16 protein-coding genes are annotated in these 17,763 nt (G+C 47.6%); 15 read left to right on the plus strand and 1 reads right to left on the minus strand.

Features of this window, described 5'->3' with window-relative positions; all coding sequences use genetic code 11:
* Genes CVV54_00225 through CVV54_00235 form a run of 3 tightly spaced genes read left to right on the plus strand, consistent with a single transcriptional unit; the run spans position 1 to position 2,620 of the window.
* Entirely contained in the window at positions 1-477 is a 477-nt protein-coding gene (locus CVV54_00225) for a 4Fe-4S ferredoxin (GenBank protein PKL05292.1), read from the plus strand.
* A gap of 1 nt (position 478) precedes the next feature.
* Positions 479-2,293: an aldehyde ferredoxin oxidoreductase gene (locus CVV54_00230; protein ID PKL05293.1), complete on the plus strand. Its 1,815-nt coding sequence runs from the start codon at positions 479-481 to the stop codon at positions 2,291-2,293.
* Between the two features lie 54 nt (positions 2,294-2,347).
* Positions 2,348-2,620, plus strand: a complete 273-nt coding sequence (locus CVV54_00235) for a molybdopterin synthase sulfur carrier subunit (protein ID PKL05294.1) — start codon at positions 2,348-2,350, stop codon at positions 2,618-2,620.
* A 90-nt stretch (positions 2,621-2,710) separates the two neighbouring features.
* On the opposite strand, the gene CVV54_00240 is transcribed toward CVV54_00235, so the two are convergent.
* A complete protein-coding gene (locus tag CVV54_00240; protein ID PKL05295.1) occupies positions 2,711-4,108 on the minus strand; it encodes a cysteine--tRNA ligase in 1,398 nt (465 codons plus the stop codon).
* Positions 4,109-4,196: 88 nt separating this feature from the next.
* Between CVV54_00240 and CVV54_00245 the strand changes: the two genes are divergently transcribed.
* From CVV54_00245 to CVV54_00300, 12 genes are all read left to right on the plus strand, one after another.
* Positions 4,197-5,672 carry an excinuclease ABC subunit C gene (locus CVV54_00245; GenBank protein PKL05604.1) on the plus strand — a complete coding sequence of 492 codons (1,476 nt, stop codon included), beginning with the start codon at positions 4,197-4,199 and terminating at the stop codon, positions 5,670-5,672.
* A 17-nt stretch (positions 5,673-5,689) separates the two neighbouring features.
* Positions 5,690-6,775, plus strand: coding sequence for a riboflavin biosynthesis protein RibD (gene ribD / locus CVV54_00250; protein PKL05605.1), 1,086 nt, complete (start codon positions 5,690-5,692; stop codon positions 6,773-6,775).
* Positions 6,757-7,422: a riboflavin synthase gene (locus CVV54_00255; protein PKL05296.1), complete on the plus strand. Its 666-nt coding sequence runs from the start codon at positions 6,757-6,759 to the stop codon at positions 7,420-7,422. Before ribD ends, CVV54_00255 begins: the two co-directional genes overlap by 19 nt.
* Before the next feature lie 15 nt (positions 7,423-7,437).
* Entirely contained in the window at positions 7,438-8,682 is a 1,245-nt protein-coding gene (locus tag CVV54_00260; GenBank protein ID PKL05297.1) for a bifunctional 3,4-dihydroxy-2-butanone-4-phosphate synthase/GTP cyclohydrolase II, read from the plus strand.
* Between the two features lie 37 nt (positions 8,683-8,719).
* Positions 8,720-9,205 (plus strand): 6,7-dimethyl-8-ribityllumazine synthase, encoded by a 486-nt coding sequence (locus tag CVV54_00265; GenBank protein PKL05298.1) that lies wholly within the window; start codon positions 8,720-8,722, stop codon positions 9,203-9,205.
* Complete coding sequence (locus CVV54_00270; GenBank protein ID PKL05299.1) at positions 9,205-10,476, plus strand: serine--tRNA ligase; 1,272 nt, start codon at positions 9,205-9,207, stop codon at positions 10,474-10,476. The genes CVV54_00265 and CVV54_00270 overlap by 1 nt, the downstream gene beginning before the upstream one ends.
* Before the next feature lie 154 nt (positions 10,477-10,630).
* Positions 10,631-12,385, plus strand: coding sequence for a glycosyl transferase (locus CVV54_00275; GenBank protein ID PKL05300.1), 1,755 nt, complete (start codon positions 10,631-10,633; stop codon positions 12,383-12,385).
* Between the two features lie 140 nt (positions 12,386-12,525).
* Positions 12,526-12,837, plus strand: coding sequence for a YbaB/EbfC family nucleoid-associated protein (locus CVV54_00280; GenBank protein PKL05301.1), 312 nt, complete (start codon positions 12,526-12,528; stop codon positions 12,835-12,837).
* Positions 12,838-12,844: 7 nt separating this feature from the next.
* Positions 12,845-13,459 carry a recombination protein RecR gene (locus tag CVV54_00285; protein ID PKL05302.1) on the plus strand — a complete coding sequence of 205 codons (615 nt, stop codon included), beginning with the start codon at positions 12,845-12,847 and terminating at the stop codon, positions 13,457-13,459.
* A gap of 71 nt (positions 13,460-13,530) precedes the next feature.
* Entirely contained in the window at positions 13,531-14,694 is a 1,164-nt protein-coding gene (locus tag CVV54_00290; protein PKL05303.1) for a twitching motility protein PilT, read from the plus strand.
* A gap of 1 nt (position 14,695) precedes the next feature.
* A complete protein-coding gene (ispF, locus tag CVV54_00295; GenBank protein PKL05304.1) occupies positions 14,696-15,865 on the plus strand; it encodes a 2-C-methyl-D-erythritol 2,4-cyclodiphosphate synthase in 1,170 nt (389 codons plus the stop codon).
* Positions 15,866-15,926: 61 nt separating this feature from the next.
* Positions 15,927-17,417, plus strand: a complete 1,491-nt coding sequence (locus CVV54_00300) for an IMP dehydrogenase (GenBank protein PKL05305.1) — start codon at positions 15,927-15,929, stop codon at positions 17,415-17,417.
* Positions 17,418-17,763 lie beyond the last annotated feature (346 nt).

Consider the following 17,763-nt stretch of genomic DNA (forward strand, 5'->3'; position numbering starts at 1 on the left):
ATGGAAATGATACTTTTAACATCGCCGGAAAAATGTATTGGCTGCGGGACCTGTGAACTGGCCTGTTCACTGGCTCAAAACGGAGAGTGCAGGCCAGCTATTTCAAGAGTCAATGTCTTTAGATTCGACAGGGGCAGCAATGTCCCTATGATGTGCTTCCAGTGTGAAGAGGCAGCATGCATGGCGGTCTGCAAGACCAAAGCCCTTGTCCGTGACGAGGAGACCGGAGTTGTGCAGGTTGAAGAGGACAAGTGTATCGGATGCAGAATGTGCGTTATGGCATGTCCTTTCGGAAATATCGCTTTCGACAGGGTCGCTAAAGTAGCAATAAAGTGCAACCATTGTGACGGAGAGCCTCTTTGTGCTGAATTCTGTCCCACGGCAGCGATCGAATATGTCCCCGCGGATACCGCTACACTTAACAGGAAAAAAGCATTTTCAGCCAAAATGAAACAGGCACTTGAGGAGGTGAAGTAATATGGCAGGCTGGACAGAAACAATTCTGAGGGTAAACCTCACTGAAGGAACTGTTAAAAAAGAAGCTCTGGACATGGAGGCGGCAAAGAAATACCTCGGGTGCAGAGGGCTGGGTGTCTATTACTACATGAAAGAAGTCAAACCGGGCGTAGATCCTCTCGGACCCGAGAACAACCTGATATTTGCAACTGGTGTGCTCACAGGCACCATGGGTTCGAGCACAGGCAGATATGAAGTAGTAACCCGTGCGCCTCTCAACGGTACGCTTGCCGGATCCAATTCTGGCGGATACTGGGGACCGGAACTTAAATACGCCGGATATGACATGATCATTTTTGAGGGACAGTCTTCAAAACCGGTATATCTCAACATCTACAACGGAACTGCGGAACTTTGCGACGCGTCCGGCCTATGGGGGAAGACTGTGCCTGAAACAACTGCAGCCCTGCTTGCAATGCATGACCCAGATGCGAAAGTAACATGCATAGGACCCGCCGGAGAAAACAAAGTTTTATTCGCCAGCGTAATGAATGATGACCACAGGGCAGCCGGACGAAGCGGAGTAGGAGCCGTAATGGGTTCCAAGAACCTTAAAGCTATTGTTGTCCGAGGCACTAAAGGAGTAAAGATCGGAGATAAGGATAAATTCCTTGCTGCGGTCAGGGCAAGCAAAAAACTGCTTAAAGAAAATGCAGTCACAAGCGGCGGGCTTCCGGCTTTTGGAACGAACGTCCTCGTAAACATCCTCAACTCAGTGGGCTCTCTCCCAACCAGGAATTTTCGGGAATCTCATTTTGAGACGGCGGATAAGGTTGGCGGAGAATCTCTCGCTGCAACTAGATTGCACAAGAATAAGGCATGTGCCTATTGTTCGATCGGATGCGGAAGGGTTGCATGGAGTGAAGGCAAATATGCAGGAGAGGGCGAAGGCCCTGAATATGAAACAGTCTGGTGCTTTGGTCCTGACTGCGGCATAGACAACATCGATGTTGTAAACAAGGCCAACTTCATCTGCAACGAACTCGGACTCGATACGATCACAATGGGCAGTACAATGGCAGCAGCTATGGAACTATATGAAACGGGTGCCATAGGAAAAGATGAAGTTGGACACGAACTCAAGTTCGGCAGCGAAGATGCTCTTATAGCTCTCGTTGAGGCCACCGCTTACAGAAAAGGCTTCGGAAACGAGCTTGCAGAGGGTTCATTCAGGATGGCAAGCAAATTTGGACATCCCGAATTCTCCATGACAGCCAAAAAACAGGAGATGCCGGCATATGACCCGCGCGGCATCCAGGGAATAGGACTCAACTATGCTACCTCAAACAGGGGTGGCTGCCACGTCCGCGGATATACAATATCTCCTGAGATCCTTGGCCTGCCGGAAAAACTTGACCAGCAGTCCATTGTTGAAAAGCCGGCATGGGTAAAGGGATTCCAGGATCTGACGGCAGCAGTTGACTCCGCAGGCATGTGCCTCTTTACAACATTCGCACTCGGAGCCCCAGCTATCGCAGACGAGATCACAGGTGCATCAGGAATTGAATTCTCCGGTGACGAGGTGGCATTGGCAGGCGAGAGGATATACAACCTTGAAAGGCTGTACAATCTCAGCGTCGGATATACAAAAGCAGATGACACTCTGCCTGCAAGGATGTTCAACGATCCTATCAGCTCAGGCCCGATGAAGGGCAACGTAAGCCGCGTTCCCGAAATGCTCCCTCATTACTATGAGGCAAGGGGCTGGGATGAAAACGGAGTGCCGACACCGGAAAGGCTTGAAGCGCTGGGACTCAGGGAGTTTATGACTATTTAAGGACCATTTGTACAAAACAATAACCTGATCTTCACAGCGTAAGGAGGCGAGCCCTTGATAAAAGTCGGTTTTTTCGCAGATATAAGGACTATGGTCGGCACCAAGGAGATAACAATGCCTTTAAGACCGACTCTTGGACTCCTCATGGAGGACCTTAACGCGAAGTTCGGGAAAAGTTTCCGTGATTTCTGCATGGACGGAGACAAAATATCCAAAAGGGTCAACATCCTTGTCAACGGTCACCATATGCTCCACCTCCAAAAGGACGATACCCCGCTTAAAGACGGCGACGACGTAAGGATATTTCCGCTCATCGGCGGAGGCTAGAGAATAGCAGCCAAGGTGTCATACAAAAAAACAGAGCCACGGACATTAAACACGTGTCCGGGGCTCTGTTTAAAAATAATGTATTTGAAGCTAGATCTGTCTTTTCCAGCGTGCGCCCTGCGGCGTATCTTCGATTATTATCCCTTTTGCCGCCAGCAGATCCCTGATTTCGTCCGATCTTTTGAAATTCTTGGATTTTCTGGCCTCGACCCTCTCAGCAAGAAGTGCGTCTATTTCAGCATCAGAGCCTTCCTCAGTCTGAAAGAATCCAAATACCCTGTTCACTTCATCAAAGAAATCCTTTGCAGCCTTTATGCCCTCCCGGCATAGCCCCTCGTTTTCCGTCAGATGGACATTAACAGCCCTGATCAAGTCAAATATGCTCCCAAGAGCCCCGGCTGTGTTGAAATCATCTTCCATAGCATCTTTATAGCCTTGCCTGGCACGGGTCACAGCCTCGGCAAGCGAGTCATCCTTCTCACAGGGGTTACGGTTTGCCACTGCGAAATTAAGGTCAGCATAGCAGTTGTTGATCCTTTCAAGCGCGCTCTGAGCCTGGTCCAGACCCTCTTTAGAAAAATTGATGGGGGAGCGGTAGTGCGCGCTCAGGAGGAAGTAGCGAAGCACCAGCGGATTAAATTTATTCCTTATGTCTCTTACCGTCATGAAATTGCCAAGGGATTTCGACATCTTTTCTTTGTCGATCATTATGTATGCGTTGTGGAGCCAGTATTTTACAAACTGGCACCCGGAAGCGCACTCAGACTGAGCTATCTCGTTTTCGTGGTGGGGGAATACAAGGTCGCTGCCTCCGCCGTGGATATCTATCGAGTCTCCAAGATACTTAGTGGACATTGCGCTGCATTCGATGTGCCAGCCCGGTCGGCCGTTGCCCCACGGGCTCTCCCAGAAAGGCTCTCCGGGTTTGCTGGCCTTCCAGAGCGCAAAATCAAGCGGATTGTTCTTTCTTTCATCCACTTCGATCCTTGCTCCGCTCACAAGCTCGTCTATGCTCTGTTTTGAAAGTTTGCCGTATTCTGGGAAACTTACTACAGAGAAGTAGACATCCCCCTCTTTTTCATAGGCGTGGCCTTTCTCTATGAGTGTCTTAACGATCTTGATGATCTCCTCTATTTCGTGGGTAGCCCTGGGGTGGACATCCGCTCTTTTGATACCAAGAGCGTCAGCATCCTCAAAATATTCTGCAATGAATCTTTCCGCCAATTCAGGGACAGTTATTCCCATCTCGTTTGCACGTCTGATCATTTTGTCGTCTATGTCGGTGAAATTCTGGACAAACGTCACCTCGTAGCCGGTCGCCTCAAGATATCTCCTAAAGAGGTCAAAGAGAACGAAAGGCCTAGCGTTGCCGATGTGGAAAAAATCATATACAGTAGGTCCGCAGACGTAAAATCTGACCTTGTTTTTTTCTATTGGTTCAAATGGTTCTTTTTTTCTCGTTAGATCGTTATAAACTACCAGAGCCATTGTGGCACCTCCTGAATGCTACTTTAACCATACTATGATATCCTATACCATGAGCCTGACATCAGCAATCACGGAAAGGAATTTTTTTTTGAAAAGAGAAGACCTTCTTAATCATATAAAAGCATTCCCGGATAAACCCGGAGTGTATATGATGCGTGATCCGGACGGCAAAATAATTTACGTCGGCAAGGCGAAATCTCTCAAGAAGAGGGTATCTTCATATTTTCGCCATTCCAACTTCGCTTCGCCCAGGCTGAGGAAACTGGTAGATACGATATCAGATATTTCGACTATCAGGACAGAGACGGAGATAGAGGCCCTTATACTCGAAAACAGACTGATAAAATTATATCAGCCCTTCTTCAATGTAGACCTCAAAATGAACGAACGGTACGCATATATAAAGGTCACATCAGAAAAATTTCCGCGTATTGTGGTAACCAGACAAAAGCAGGATGACTGTGCAGTTTATATAGGCCCGTTCGTAAGAGTCTCCGAAGTGAGGGAACTCCTTCGACTAATAGAGCGCTATCTACCTCTGCGTTACTGCAAGGGGGAAATAAAAGAGCCAAATAGAAAGGTCCGTCCATGCATGAGGCATTCCCTTGGACACTGCCTTGCGCCCTGTGCCGGGCTTTGCACTGAAAATGAGTACAGGGAAAGGGCAGCGGATGTAATAATGATGCTGCAGGGCAAAGGTCTTGAGCTAGTCGAAAAGCTTAGAAAAAAAATGGACAGGTCGGCACAGAACCTTGAATTTGAAGAGGCAGCGGCACTTCGGGACACCATAAGGGCTATCTGGAGGGTCAGCCGCCAGCGAAACAACATTCCGGAGATCGAGGCAGGCAGGGACAACTTCTGGGAGACGCTGAACCGCCTCCAGGATATTTTAAAACTGCCCATGCTTCCATGGAGGATAGATGGTTTCGATATATCACACACTGCCGGCAAAGAGACAGTAGGTGTAGTTGTTGTCTTTGAACAGGGATACCCGAACACCTCCCTGTACAGAAGGTTCAACATAAAGACTGTCGAGGGCATAGATGACTTCAGGTCTATGAAAGAGACTCTGCTTAGAAGATACAAAAGGTGCATGGACGGACAGGAGCCGATGCCCCAGCTTATCCTGATCGACGGAGGTCCGGTACAGCTTGAATTTGCAATGGAGGCGTTGAAGGAACTTGAGATCATCGGCATACCGATAATTTCCCTGGCCAAGGAAAATGAGGAGATATACATACCGGATCAAAAGGAACCCATACGTCTCGATCACACAGATCCTGCACTGAGACTCCTGCAGCACGTAAGGGACGAATCTCATAGATATGCGATAACATCCCACAGGGCAGCCAGGGGCAAAAATTTCAGGAGAAGCAAACTCGAAGATATCCCCGGAGTAGGAAGAACCAAAGCTGCTCAGCTCATAACAAAATTTGGAAGCACAAGAGCTATAATGGATACCGCCGAGGAAGATCTGGCTTCATCTCCGGGAATAGGCAGGACACTGGCTAAAAGGATACAGGAACATCTCAGGCAGGCAGATGAAGGGAGTCCGGAAAATTGACCTCTCATGATCAGAAGATGCAGGATGAACACTATATGAGGATGGCACTATCCTTAGCTTTGAACGGAACAGGTTCTGTCAGCCCCAACCCGCGGGTCGGTTGCGTTATTGTGCGTGATTCAGAAATAATCGGTACAGGTTGGCATAAGTGCTGCGGAGAACCTCACGCGGAGGTAGAAGCGGTCAGGAATGCAGGCGGGAATGTAAAAGGTTCCACCGTATACGTAAACCTTGAACCATGCTGTCATCAGGGAAGGACGCCTCCGTGTGCGCCAATGCTGATCGAAAAAGAAGTTTCGCGTGTCGTGATCGGAATGACAGACCCTAACCCTATAGTGGACTGCCGTGGAGAAAACATGCTCAGGGATGCCGGGGTAGAGGTAACAAGCGGAGTTCTTGAAAAAGAGTCAAAATGGATGAACAGGGGATTCATAAGAAGGATGAGGAACGGACGTCCATGGATCACCATAAAAATTGCAGCCTCAATAGACGGGAACATTGCGCTGAAGGACGGATCAAGCAAATGGATCACGAGTGAAAGCTCAAGACAGAAAGTCCACATGATCAGGGCTGAAAACGACGCACTGCTTAGCGGAGCAGGAACTGTCCTTGCAGACGACCCGACTTTTACTGTCAGAGAAGCTGACGGAAGGACGCCTAAAAGGGTGGTCCTTGACAGAAGGCTGAGTACCCCTCTGTCAGCAGCTCTTTTTAAAGAGAAGGATCTTATCTTCTTCACCGCCAGTGATGCGTCAACTGAAAAAATCGCCGGGATCAGAGAACTTGGTGCTGAGGTCTACACTATTGATGCGCATGAATGCAGTGAGTTGGAATTTGTTATGGCTAAATTGTGTGAAATAGGTGTAAACTATCTGATGATCGAATGCGGAGCTAAACTGACAAGCTCACTGCTCAGATCCGGTATGGCTGATGAGATATCACTGTTTTTGGCACCAAAGATCCTGGGCAGCGGCATACACTTTACCGAATACCTGGAACTTGGCGCGCTGAATGATGCAATTATAATTAAAGATATCAAAACCTCCGCCTGCGGGGATGACATATGGATCAGGGGGGTGTTTTCATGTTCACCGGACTTATAGAGACTATAGGCAAAGTTTCCGCAATACATCCCAGGGGCGATGTCTGGCAGCTCGATATTGAAGCGCCAAAGATAGCCGGAGAGCTGCGTATCGGCGATTCTGTATCGATCTCAGGTGCGTGCAGCACAGTAGTTAGGTCCGACAACAGATCCTTCAGCATAGAGATAATGGAAGAGACAAGAAATAAAACAAAACTCGGTGACTTAAAAAACGGCTCACGGGTAAACCTTGAAAGGGCTATGAGACTGGATTCAAGACTTGACGGTCACATCGTTTCCGGTCATATTGACGGGCTTGCCAAGGTCGATAAAATAGAAACATATTCCGAGACAATGAAATATTTTTTCAATGCAGGTCCTGATATCCTATCCGGGATCGTTCACAAAGGCTCAGTCGCAATAGACGGAATAAGCCTCACTGTAATAGATGTCACCACGGATACCTTTTCAGTCGGCATCATTCCGACAACTATCTCGGAAACTACACTTTCAGAACTCAGAGAGGGCGATGCCGTAAATATCGAAACAGATATCCTTGGTAAATATATAACAAAATTTTTGAATACTCGTTTTTCCGATGCCGATAATGGCGGAGAGATGAAAAGTTCTCTTACTTGGGATAAACTTGTAAAATATGGTTGGGTCTAGGGGGATCAGCAGAGAATGTTCAACACTATAGAAGAAGCAATAAATGATATAAAGCAGGGAAAAATGATAATCGTCGTAGACGACGAAAACAGGGAAAATGAGGGTGACCTTGTAATGGCGGCAGACTGCTGCAGGACCGAGGACATCAATTTTATGATAAAAAATGCCAGAGGGCTTGTCTGTGTGCCTATAGGAGCCGAACAGGCAAAAAAACTCCAGCTCAATCCGATGGTTGAACACAACACCGATTCACACGGAACAGCATTCACAGTCTCAGTAGACCACGTAAAAGATACAACGACAGGAATATCAGCCGCGGAAAGAGCAATAACAGCCAAAGCGTTAGCAAACCCGCTTTCAAGGTCTGATGATTTTCACAGACCTGGACATATTTTTCCATTGGTGGCACGTCATGGAGGAGTACTTAAAAGAGCAGGGCACACTGAGGCGGCGGTAGACCTCTCACGTATGGCTGGATTCAACGAAGGCGGAGTGATATGTGAGATCATGAACGAGGACGGAAGCATGGCAAGGCTGCCGCAGCTTCTTGAGTTTGCGAAAAATCATGAAATGAAGATCATTACAGTTGAAAATCTTATCCGTTACCGTGTAATAAGGGAAAAATTCGTTCGCAGGGAAGCCACAGTCCACATGCCGACAGCCTGGGGAGATTTTGTATGTCATGCATACACCAGCCCTTACGGTGACAACCCGGGTGCACTGCATCTTGCCCTTGTCAAAGGGGAGATAGACGGAGTGGATGACGTGCTGGTGCGTGTACATTCAGAGTGTTTCACGGGAGACCTTCTCGGTTCCCTGAGATGCGACTGCGGACCACAGCTCCACAAAGCAATGATGATGATAGAAAAAGCCGGAAGCGGAGTCCTTCTCTACATGAGACAGGAGGGACGTGGCATCGGACTTCTTGCCAAACTAAAAGCCTATGAGCTTCAGGAAAAGGGCATGGACACTGTCGAGGCTAACGTTGCCCTTGGCTACGCTCCTGATTCCAGGGATTACGGAGTTGGTGCCCAGATACTGGCAGATCTCGGACTTAGAAAGATCAGGCTCATGACCAACAATCCTGTTAAGATAACAGGACTTAAAGGATATGGGCTTGAAATAACGGAAAGGGTACCGATCGAGGTCGATTCAAACCCGTTCAACGAAAAATATCTCAATACAAAGGTCCGCAAAATGGGACACGTACTTAGCAACTCTATGTGCAAAGAGATGGAAAAAGAAGAAACAAAACTATAATATCGATTCATTAAAACTTTTGAAGGGGAGAATTCAAATGAAAATAGTCCAGGGAAATATGATCGGGAGCGGTCTTCGTTTCGCAATTATAGCGTCCAGATTCAACGAGCTTATTACCTCAAAACTTATAGAAGGCGCAAAAGACGCGCTTTCACGTCATGATGTACGCCACCAGGACATAGATGTCTACTGGACACCGGGAGCTTGGGAACAGCCTGTAGTGGCAAAAGAGATCGCAATGAGCGGCAAATATGACGCCATCATAACTTTGGGCGCTGTCATCCGCGGCGACACCACACATCACGAATACGTAGCAGGTGAGGCTGCGAAGGGACTGGCCCATGTAGGACTTGAGCATCGCATCCCTGTAGCGTTTGGGATAATCACATGTGATAACCTCGAACAGGCTCTTGCCCGCTCAGGCAGCAAAGCCGGAAACAAGGGCGCTGACGCTGCACTTGCAGCGCTTGAGACAGCCAATCTTCTCAGGGAAGTGCGTAAGGACAGAGGAGCTGATGCATAATGCTTGATATCAAATGGGTGAGGGAGAACACAGAAGAATTTGCCGCGATGCTGGCAAACAGGAATTACTCCTTCCCACTTGAACGCTTTATAGAGCTTGACTCCATGCGCAGAGAGACCCTTCTTGAAGCTGAGGCCCTTAAAGAAAAGCGAAACGCAGGGGCAAAAGAAGTCGGCATGAAGAAGAAAGCCGGGAAAAACGCCGACGAACTGATGGAAGAGATGCGCCTTATCGGTGAAAAGGTCAAAGAACTAGACGAAAAGGTTGGAATCATCGAAGCTGAACTTGACGACCTTGCGATGAGGATACCCAACAAACCTCATGATTCTGTTCCTATAGGAGCGGATGAAAACGACAACGTTGAAATAAGGAAGCACGGCAAACCCCGTGAATTCACTTTTGAACCAAAAGCCCACTGGGATCTGGGTGAGCCTCTTGGAATAATGGACTTTGAAAAGGGAGTCCAGCTTGCTGAAAGCCGTTTTACAGTCCTCAAAGGTCCAGGTGCAAGACTCGAAAGAGCTCTTATGAACTTCATGCTTGATCTTCATACGACCCAGCATGGATTTACTGAGATCGCACCTCCGATACTGGTAAACACAGGTACGATGAGCGGAACAGGACAGCTTCCCAAGTTTGCCGAGGACCTTTATAAATGTGCCAATGACGACCTCTGGCTGATCCCCACAGCTGAAGTGCCTCTGACAAATCTGCATGCCGGCGAAATTATGAACGAGTCCGACCTGCCTAAATATTACTGTGCTTTTACACCATGCTTCAGGCGCGAGGCAGGCAGCTACGGCCGCGATATGAGGGGCATGCTTAGGCAGCATCAGTTTGACAAGGTCGAAATGGTAAAGCTGAGCACTCCTGAAAAAAGCTATGATGAGCTTGAGCACATGACGAACTGCGCAGAAAAAGTCCTTCAGCTTCTGGGTATTCCGTATAGGGTCATTTGCCTCTGCACAGGTGATATGGGTTTTGGTGCGGCGAAAACGTATGATATCGAAGTATGGCTCCCAAGTCAGAACTGCTACCGCGAAATCAGCTCCTGCAGCAACTGTGAAGATTTCCAGGCAAGAAGGATGGGTACCAAGTACCGTCCAGCAACCGGGACCAAGCCGCGATTTGTACACACACTTAACGGATCCGGAATCGCAATAGGCAGATGCCTCATCGCTCTGATGGAAAATTATCAGAACGCGGACGGTAGCATAACCGTTCCGGAAGTACTCCGCCCTTACGCCGGAGGCATGGAACTTGTAAAATAAGCATCAATTGCGTTTTGATGGACCAATCTAGTCAGGGGAGGGCATTACCCCTGACTTTTATTCTGTCTCCCTTTTTTAATAAAGGCAAACATGGTAGGATAGACAGTGGAAAGAGACTCACTCTGCCTATATTCAAATGGAGGAACGACCATTAATGTCTGACAGCAATTACACCATGACGTTTTTTTTGGTTCTCTTTGTCGCCGTTATCTGTATTTTTATACAGAAATTCTTTAAAAAATATCTTGAGAGCGATCAGTACTATTATCTCAAGGATATTACACTGGTCGCTGCCTGGGCCCTCTGTGGCATCTGGGCGCCTGACAGGCCTCTCAAGATAACGATAGCCGCCGGTGTCGCAGCTGCATGTGTAGGATTCTGCCAAAAGGTGACCAGAGGCAAAAACCTCAGGTTTCTCTATTTCATAGTAGGTCTTGGCTTTTCACTTTTTGGACCAAGAATAGCTTTCATTGAGTTTGCCCAGGGGGAGTACTACTACCTTTCATACTTTGCATCGATCGCAATCAGCACCCTCTGGATAGGAATATTCCCTATCTTCTTTCAGGAGATCGATGAGATACCCGGTATGTGCGGACTGCTTCTCTCCGTCAGCTGGACACTTGTCTCCATAGTCATAATGCTCTCATCTCAAAACTTACAGGAAGCTGTCCAGCTGTGCATCATAGGCATGGTGCTGATACTCGTCTTCTGGAGCAGGCACATACACGCATACAGAAGGCTGACAGAACCTCTTACCGCCCTTTGGGGAACACTTTTTGCAGGGCTTTCTATCTTTGGAGTAAGCAAAGGTGTCGCATTTTATACTCTTGCTGTACTGCCGCTGGGGCTCTTCATGCTTCCTCTGGTCGAGACATCCATAAGCGTAGTAAGTGCAGCCTTCTCGACTAAACCTACAGGCAACCTGATCCTATACAGGAAGCTTCTGAGTAAAGGAATGGACCACGCTACATCAGTCCATACAGTAGTAATGATCTGCGCCCTTATCGGCTGCATTGCCGCTTTTATACAAACAGGAGCCACCAGCTTCCTGGTCCTAATGGCGGCAGCTGTTGCTCTCTTCACTGTCACCTGGATCTTTTTCAAATATGCCGCACGGTCAGACAACAGTCAGTCCAGAAAGCCGGGACTGTGGGGGATCAGCGTCGACAACATCTCTCTAAATTACGCCCTTACTCAGGTACAGCACTGGATAAACAAGGGAACTGACCATTCCATGATCGTAACCCCCGACGCGCTGGCTGCATTGAGAAGCAGAACTGACGCAAGGTACAGAAGAATAGTAAGAAACGCGGCACTAGTCCTGCCTGACGGAGCCGGATTAATCGCAGCCCTCAAAATCCTCCATACGCCTATCCAGGAAAGGATTCCGGGAGTTGAATTTACAGAACATATATGCAAGAGGGCATCTTATGAAGGATGGGGAATATGGCTACTTGGAGGCGCTCCCGAAATTGCTGAGACCGCGGCTCAAAAACTAATTGAAAAATATCCGGGCCTCATTATATCCGGCACAAGGAACGGATACTTCAAAGACGAAGAGACAGATGGAATTTGCAAAAATATCCGGGAAAGCGGTGCCAGGATCCTTTTCGTTGGTTTGGGTGTTCCCAAGCAAGAATACTGGCTTGAAGAAAACCTCGCAAAATCAGGTGCAACTGTTGGCATGGGAATAGGCGGAACTATGGACGTGATCTCAGGAAAATTAGTAAGAGCGCCAATAATATGGCAGAAACTCTGCCTTGAATGGCTCTACCGTACCATACAGGAACCCTGGAGGTGGCGGAGAATACTCAAGCTGCCGGTCTTTGCCTTTTATGTTATCTTGACCGCCCTCCATATCGACAATTTCAATCCTGACCAACCTAATGAAGATCCGGAAACAGTTTAATGGCTCATTGAGCAAATTATACTTTTAATGAATATTTCTTTGCTTTCATACGCATTTTCATGTGGCGCTTATAATAATATCGTTGTATACTTTATGTTTAATCAAACAAATAACGTCTTTATCGAAAGGAAGATATTTTTATGAAAATGGACAAGCTCTTGAAGCAGGCACAGCGTATGCAGGCAGAAATGGCGTTGGCCCAGGAACAGCTTGCCGGCACTGTGGTCGAGGGAGTTTCAGGAGGCGGCATGGTCAAGGCAAAGGTGAACGGACACGGAGACGTTCTCTCTGTCTCTATCTCCCCTGAGGTCGTTGATCCAAAGGATGTTGAAATGCTGGAAGACCTGATAATCTCCGCCATAAAGGAAGCGCTCAAACAGAGCAAAGAAATGGCGAACAGCAAAATGAATTCTATTACCGGGGGAATGGGCGGATTTCCCGGTCTGATGTAATTAGAGCATGTCAGCCACTTCACTGCCCGGCTCAGTATATAAACTTATAAAACTTTGGAGTAAGTTACCTGGCGTAGGTGAAAAAACTGCCCGGCGTATGGTGTTTTTTATCTTAAAACAGGATAGCAGCTGGGTAACTGAGTTTATCGGCACCATAAAACAGGTCAAAGATGAAACTCACCACTGCAGCGAATGCGGCAATATAACAGATATTGAGCCATGTTCCATCTGCAGGGACAAAATGAGGAACCGTAAAATAATGTGTGTAGTAGAAAGCGACGAAGACTGTATTTCAATAGAACAGGCAGGTATATTCAACGGACTGTATCATGTTCTTGGAGGTCAGGTTTCGCCCCTTGATGAGCAGGACATACCGGAAGAAAGCATCACAAAGTTACGGGAAAGGGTATGTGACCTTAAAATTGAGGAAATCGTACTTGCAACTGCTCCAAGGATAGAGGGAGATCTTACCGCTTTTGCAATACAGGAAGCGCTGGAAGGAATACCCGTTATGATATCAAGGCTTTCATACGGCCTGCCCGTAGGAGGAAGCATAGGCTATGCAGACAGAGTCACACTGCATATGGCTATGGAATCAAGAAAGGAGATGCCTGGAAAATAGAAACCAAAGAGAACCACACAAACCAAGTAACCCAACAGAACCCAATAAATAATATGAAGGGAGAACACAAAATGTCATCCGGATCCGGTCTTTCAGCTGTTATGAAAAGATTGGTCAGAGCAGTGATGGTTTTTATATGCGCCGCTGCCGGCTATCAGATATCAAAGATAGTCATAGAGCAGAACTGGTGGCCCTCAATTACACTGCTTCACCCAATAGCAACAACCGTATTTATTATTATTGTTTCAGCATGTTTCGGCTTTATCCTTGCACCTTTATTCTGGTTAAGCGTAAGCAAATTCGCACAATTTACAGAATCCAAACTCCAGAATACGAGTGTACCGGAACTTACAGTGAGCCTGCTTGGTTTGATTCTGGGTCTGCTGCTTGCTAACCTCATCGCTATGCCGATGTCAAGAATTCCAGGAGGGATAGGGGTATACATTGCGGTACTGCTGAACGTCGCCCTCGGCTACCTGGGACTGCGTTTCTTCGCAAAAAGAAAAGATGACATATGGAGCGTAATAACAAATATTGGTGATATCAGGCTTCGGCTACCCAAGCGCAAAAAGAAAAATGAAAACGGGGAAGATGGAAAAGAGACAGATCTTGAAGTTGCTCCGGAATTTTTCTACTCCATACCCAAGATACTTGATACAAGCGCAATAATTGACGGCAGGATACTTGATGTGGCACAAAGCGGCTTCATTGAGGGTACTATTGTTCTGCCGAGGTTCATACTCGCTGAGCTTCAGGGGGTAGCTGACTCAACAGATCCCCTCAGAAGGACCCGTGGAAGGCGCGGGCTTGCTGTTGTAACTGAACTTCAGAAGATCAGGACCCTGAACATTGAGATCCCCGAGACTACCCTCAAGGACCTTGAAAGAGAAAAGGTGGATGAAGCCCTGGTCGTACTTGCGCGCCAGCTCAACGGCAAAGTCATAACGACTGACTACAACCTCAATCAGATCGCCCAGATCGAAGGAGTATCTGTTCTTAACGTAAACGACCTGGCCAACTCTCTCAAGCCTATGCTGCTTCCGGGAGAGAACGTAGAGATCGACATAATACGTGTTGGAAAAGAGGCCCATCAGGGCGTCGGCTACCTTGATGACGGAACTATGCTCGTTGTCGAAGACGGTTATAAGCGCATTGGAGAAAGAGTCAAGGTCACAGTTACTTCCATGCTCCAGACGTCTGCCGGAAGAATGGTCTTCGGAAGAATACGTCCTTAAAATGAACAGAGAGACCTGGTCCTTCATAATAGTAGCAGGGGGCACAGGTACCCGCCTTGGCGGAATTCCGAAGCAGTTCAGGCTCCTTGATGGATGTCCTGTCTGGAAGTGGTCTGCTAAAATTGCAGAAGAATTATTTAAGGACGGGATGGTAGATGAACTGGTAATTGTCGTTCCTGAGGAGAGTCTGGCAGAGGTTAAGGGTCGGTGTGACCTGAAGATCCCTACACGTCTTGCTGCCGGAGGAACCACAAGATCTCAGTCAGTAATGAACGGATTAAAGAATTCATGCGGGTCTCACGTGCTTGTGCACGATGCGGCCCGCCCTTTTATAACAAAGGAGCTTTGCCTCGAACTGATAAAAAACACGGCCATTCACGGAGCTTCCATTCCTCTTATTGGATCCAGCGATTCACTCAAGAGGCTGGACTCAGGAAAGATGGTCTGTGCAGACAGAAAAAAATTCTTCCGGACCCAAACTCCGCAGGCATTTGAAAAATTAACACTGATAGATGCAATCAGATCATTTGGCTTTCAAGGCACTGACGAAGCAGAAGCATGGATCGCTTCAGGAAGGGATATCTTTGCCACAGAAGGACCGGAGTCAAACTTTAAGATCACAACTAAATTTGACTGGGAGGTCGCATCATCGATGACCGGAGGCAGAAAGATACAAAGAACAGGGCACGGTTTCGACATCCATCAGCTTGTGAAAGGCAGAAAACTCATACTTGCCGGTGTTAAGATAGAAAATGCTGAGTTCGGCCTTCTTGGGCATTCTGATGCTGATATTGTCCTGCATACTGTAATGGACGCAATACTCGGAGCCGCCGGCCTTCCGGATATTGGGACACTCTTTCCTGCGTCTGACGCAAAATGGAAAGACGCGGACAGCAGGGAACTTCTTAATACCGTGATAAGCAAAGTTCGCTCAGAGGGATGGAATATTGACTGGGTAGATGTTACTTTACAGGCGCAGTCTCCTAAGCTGGGGGACATGATACCAAACTTCATTTTAAGCGTTGTATCTTTTATTGCTGAAAATGAGAGCGAAACAAATTTCAACATGAAGATCAAGTCGGGCGAAGGCTGCGGTACTGTGGGACGCAATGAATGTATGATCTGCCACGGAGTAGCAACCCTTTCAAAGTACGATTGGAATCAAGGCTGAACAGGTACCTGAAAAGATCTGAGATCAGCCGGAACATATATCATCAAACGGAGGCATCGATATGACAAAAAAGAGATCTGAAGATAAGTTCGTTGAATACAGGGGCTTCACATTTGACGACGTACTGCTCGTTCCGGGATACAGCGAAGTTGTCCCTGCCCAGGTAGACGTATCTACTATGCTCACACCACAGATATCCCTTAATATACCCATTTGCAGTGCTGCAATGGATACTGTTACAGAGGGCAGGCTGGCTATAGCGCTTGCACGTGAGGGAGGGATCGGCATACTTCACAGGAACCTGCCGATCGAAAACCAGGCTGTTGAAGTTGACAAGGTCAAAAGGTCTGAATCAGGCGTCATAGTTGACCCCTTCTACCGCCATCCGGAAGATATGGTCAGGGAAGCTGTTGCGCTAATGGAGCACTATCACATCTCGGGAGTGCCCGTAGTAGACAAGGACATAAGGCTTGTTGGGATAATAACAAACAGGGACCTCAGGTTCGTCACAAACCTTGACCAGCCAATATCCAACGTTATGACGAAAGAAAACCTGATAACAGCTCCGATGGGTACAACACTTGAAGACGCAAAGACCATTCTTATGGGTACAAAAGTAGAAAAACTGCCCATAGTTGACAAAGACGGAAAACTTAAAGGACTCATTACTATCAAGGACATCCTGAAGGCCAGAGCATTTCCTAACGCAACCAAGGATTCAAGAGGCCGTCTGCGTGTAGGAGCAGCCATCGGTGTAGGCACTGATGCTTTTGACAGGGCAGATGCCCTTGTCAAGGCCGGAGTAGACACAATAGTTGTCGATACAGCCCACGGACATTCAAAAATGGTTATCGACACAGTTGCCAAGCTTAGGAAATTGTATCCCGACCTGCCGCTTATCGCCGGAAACATCGCAACCGCAGGTGCAGCAGAAGCCCTGATGGATGCAGGAGCTGACGCTGTAAAGATAGGAATAGGTCCGGGATCTATATGCACGACCAGGATCGTTGCAGGAATAGGCGTGCCGCAGGTCGCAGCTGTCATGAACGTGGCCGATGTCGTTCATAAAAGAGGCAAAATGGCCATCGCAGACGGGGGCATCAGGTATTCGGGAGACATAGTTAAGGCCCTTGCCGCCGGTGCGGACGTTGTCATGATCGGATCCCTTTTTGCAGGCACAGAAGAAAGCCCAGGAGAAGCTGTAATATACAGGGGGCGCTCATTCAAGAGCTACAGAGGAATGGGTTCACTCGGAGCAATGAAGGGCGGCTGCAGCAAGGACAGATACTTCCAGGAGGGCACTACGGAAGACAAACTTGTTCCTGAAGGCATAGAGGGAATGGTCGCACACAAAGGATCGATCTCGGGAGTTGTCTATCAGATGGTTGGCGGTATCCGCTCCGGAATGGGCTACGTAGGTGCACCTGATATCCGGGCGCTTCACGAAGAATCAAGGTTTGTCCAGGTAACCGCTGCGTCAATGAAGGAAAGCCATCCTCACGACATAGTCATAACAAAAGAAGCCCCTAACTACTGGGCAGATGAAGAATGATCGACCGATTTGATCAACAAGACAGGTAGCATAAGAATGTTTGAGGCAGGAGAACGTTTCTTTTGAAAGATCCTGCCTCCTTTTTTTCTTTCTTAATAATATTTATTATTGATATGCCGGATAAATATACTTTGTTATATAATACTTGTCGGGCATAATACACTTGATTCAGTATATTCTTCTAACCTTTGGAAGGAGGCAACGCGATGGCGTGATTTAGAAGTTACGGGTCCATGGACTGGACCTTCCGCTTTTCGTTGTTTTTTCCAAACAGGGTGACAACAGAGGAATATCCTTTCCAGCCTTCTCACTGATACCTCTGACATCTCCTTATTTGAACTGACAG

Source organism: Synergistetes bacterium HGW-Synergistetes-1, from assembly GCA_002839185.1.
In the GTDB taxonomy this organism is placed as follows: Bacteria; Synergistota; Synergistia; order Synergistales; family Synergistaceae; genus Caenicola.

Bases quoted from the DNA above. Each gene is read 5' to 3' on its own strand.
- CVV54_00225 (PKL05292.1), top strand. From the start codon at position 1: ATGGAAATGATACTTTTAACATCGCCGGAAAAATGTATTGGCTGCGGG.
- CVV54_00230 (PKL05293.1), top strand. From the start codon at position 479: ATGGCAGGCTGGACAGAAACAATTCTGAGGGTAAACCTCACTGAAGGA.
- CVV54_00240 (PKL05295.1), bottom strand. From the start codon at position 4,108: ATGGCTCTGGTAGTTTATAACGATCTAACGAGAAAAAAAGAACCATTT.
- ribD (PKL05605.1), top strand. From the start codon at position 5,690: ATGCAGGATGAACACTATATGAGGATGGCACTATCCTTAGCTTTGAAC.
- CVV54_00255 (PKL05296.1), top strand. From the start codon at position 6,757: ATGTTCACCGGACTTATAGAGACTATAGGCAAAGTTTCCGCAATACAT.
- CVV54_00260 (PKL05297.1), top strand. From the start codon at position 7,438: ATGTTCAACACTATAGAAGAAGCAATAAATGATATAAAGCAGGGAAAA.
- CVV54_00265 (PKL05298.1), top strand. From the start codon at position 8,720: ATGAAAATAGTCCAGGGAAATATGATCGGGAGCGGTCTTCGTTTCGCA.
- CVV54_00270 (PKL05299.1), top strand. From the start codon at position 9,205: ATGCTTGATATCAAATGGGTGAGGGAGAACACAGAAGAATTTGCCGCG.
- CVV54_00275 (PKL05300.1), top strand. From the start codon at position 10,631: ATGTCTGACAGCAATTACACCATGACGTTTTTTTTGGTTCTCTTTGTC.
- CVV54_00280 (PKL05301.1), top strand. From the start codon at position 12,526: ATGAAAATGGACAAGCTCTTGAAGCAGGCACAGCGTATGCAGGCAGAA.
- CVV54_00285 (PKL05302.1), top strand. From the start codon at position 12,845: ATGTCAGCCACTTCACTGCCCGGCTCAGTATATAAACTTATAAAACTT.
- CVV54_00290 (PKL05303.1), top strand. From the start codon at position 13,531: ATGTCATCCGGATCCGGTCTTTCAGCTGTTATGAAAAGATTGGTCAGA.
- ispF (PKL05304.1), top strand. From the start codon at position 14,696: ATGAACAGAGAGACCTGGTCCTTCATAATAGTAGCAGGGGGCACAGGT.
- CVV54_00300 (PKL05305.1), top strand. From the start codon at position 15,927: ATGACAAAAAAGAGATCTGAAGATAAGTTCGTTGAATACAGGGGCTTC.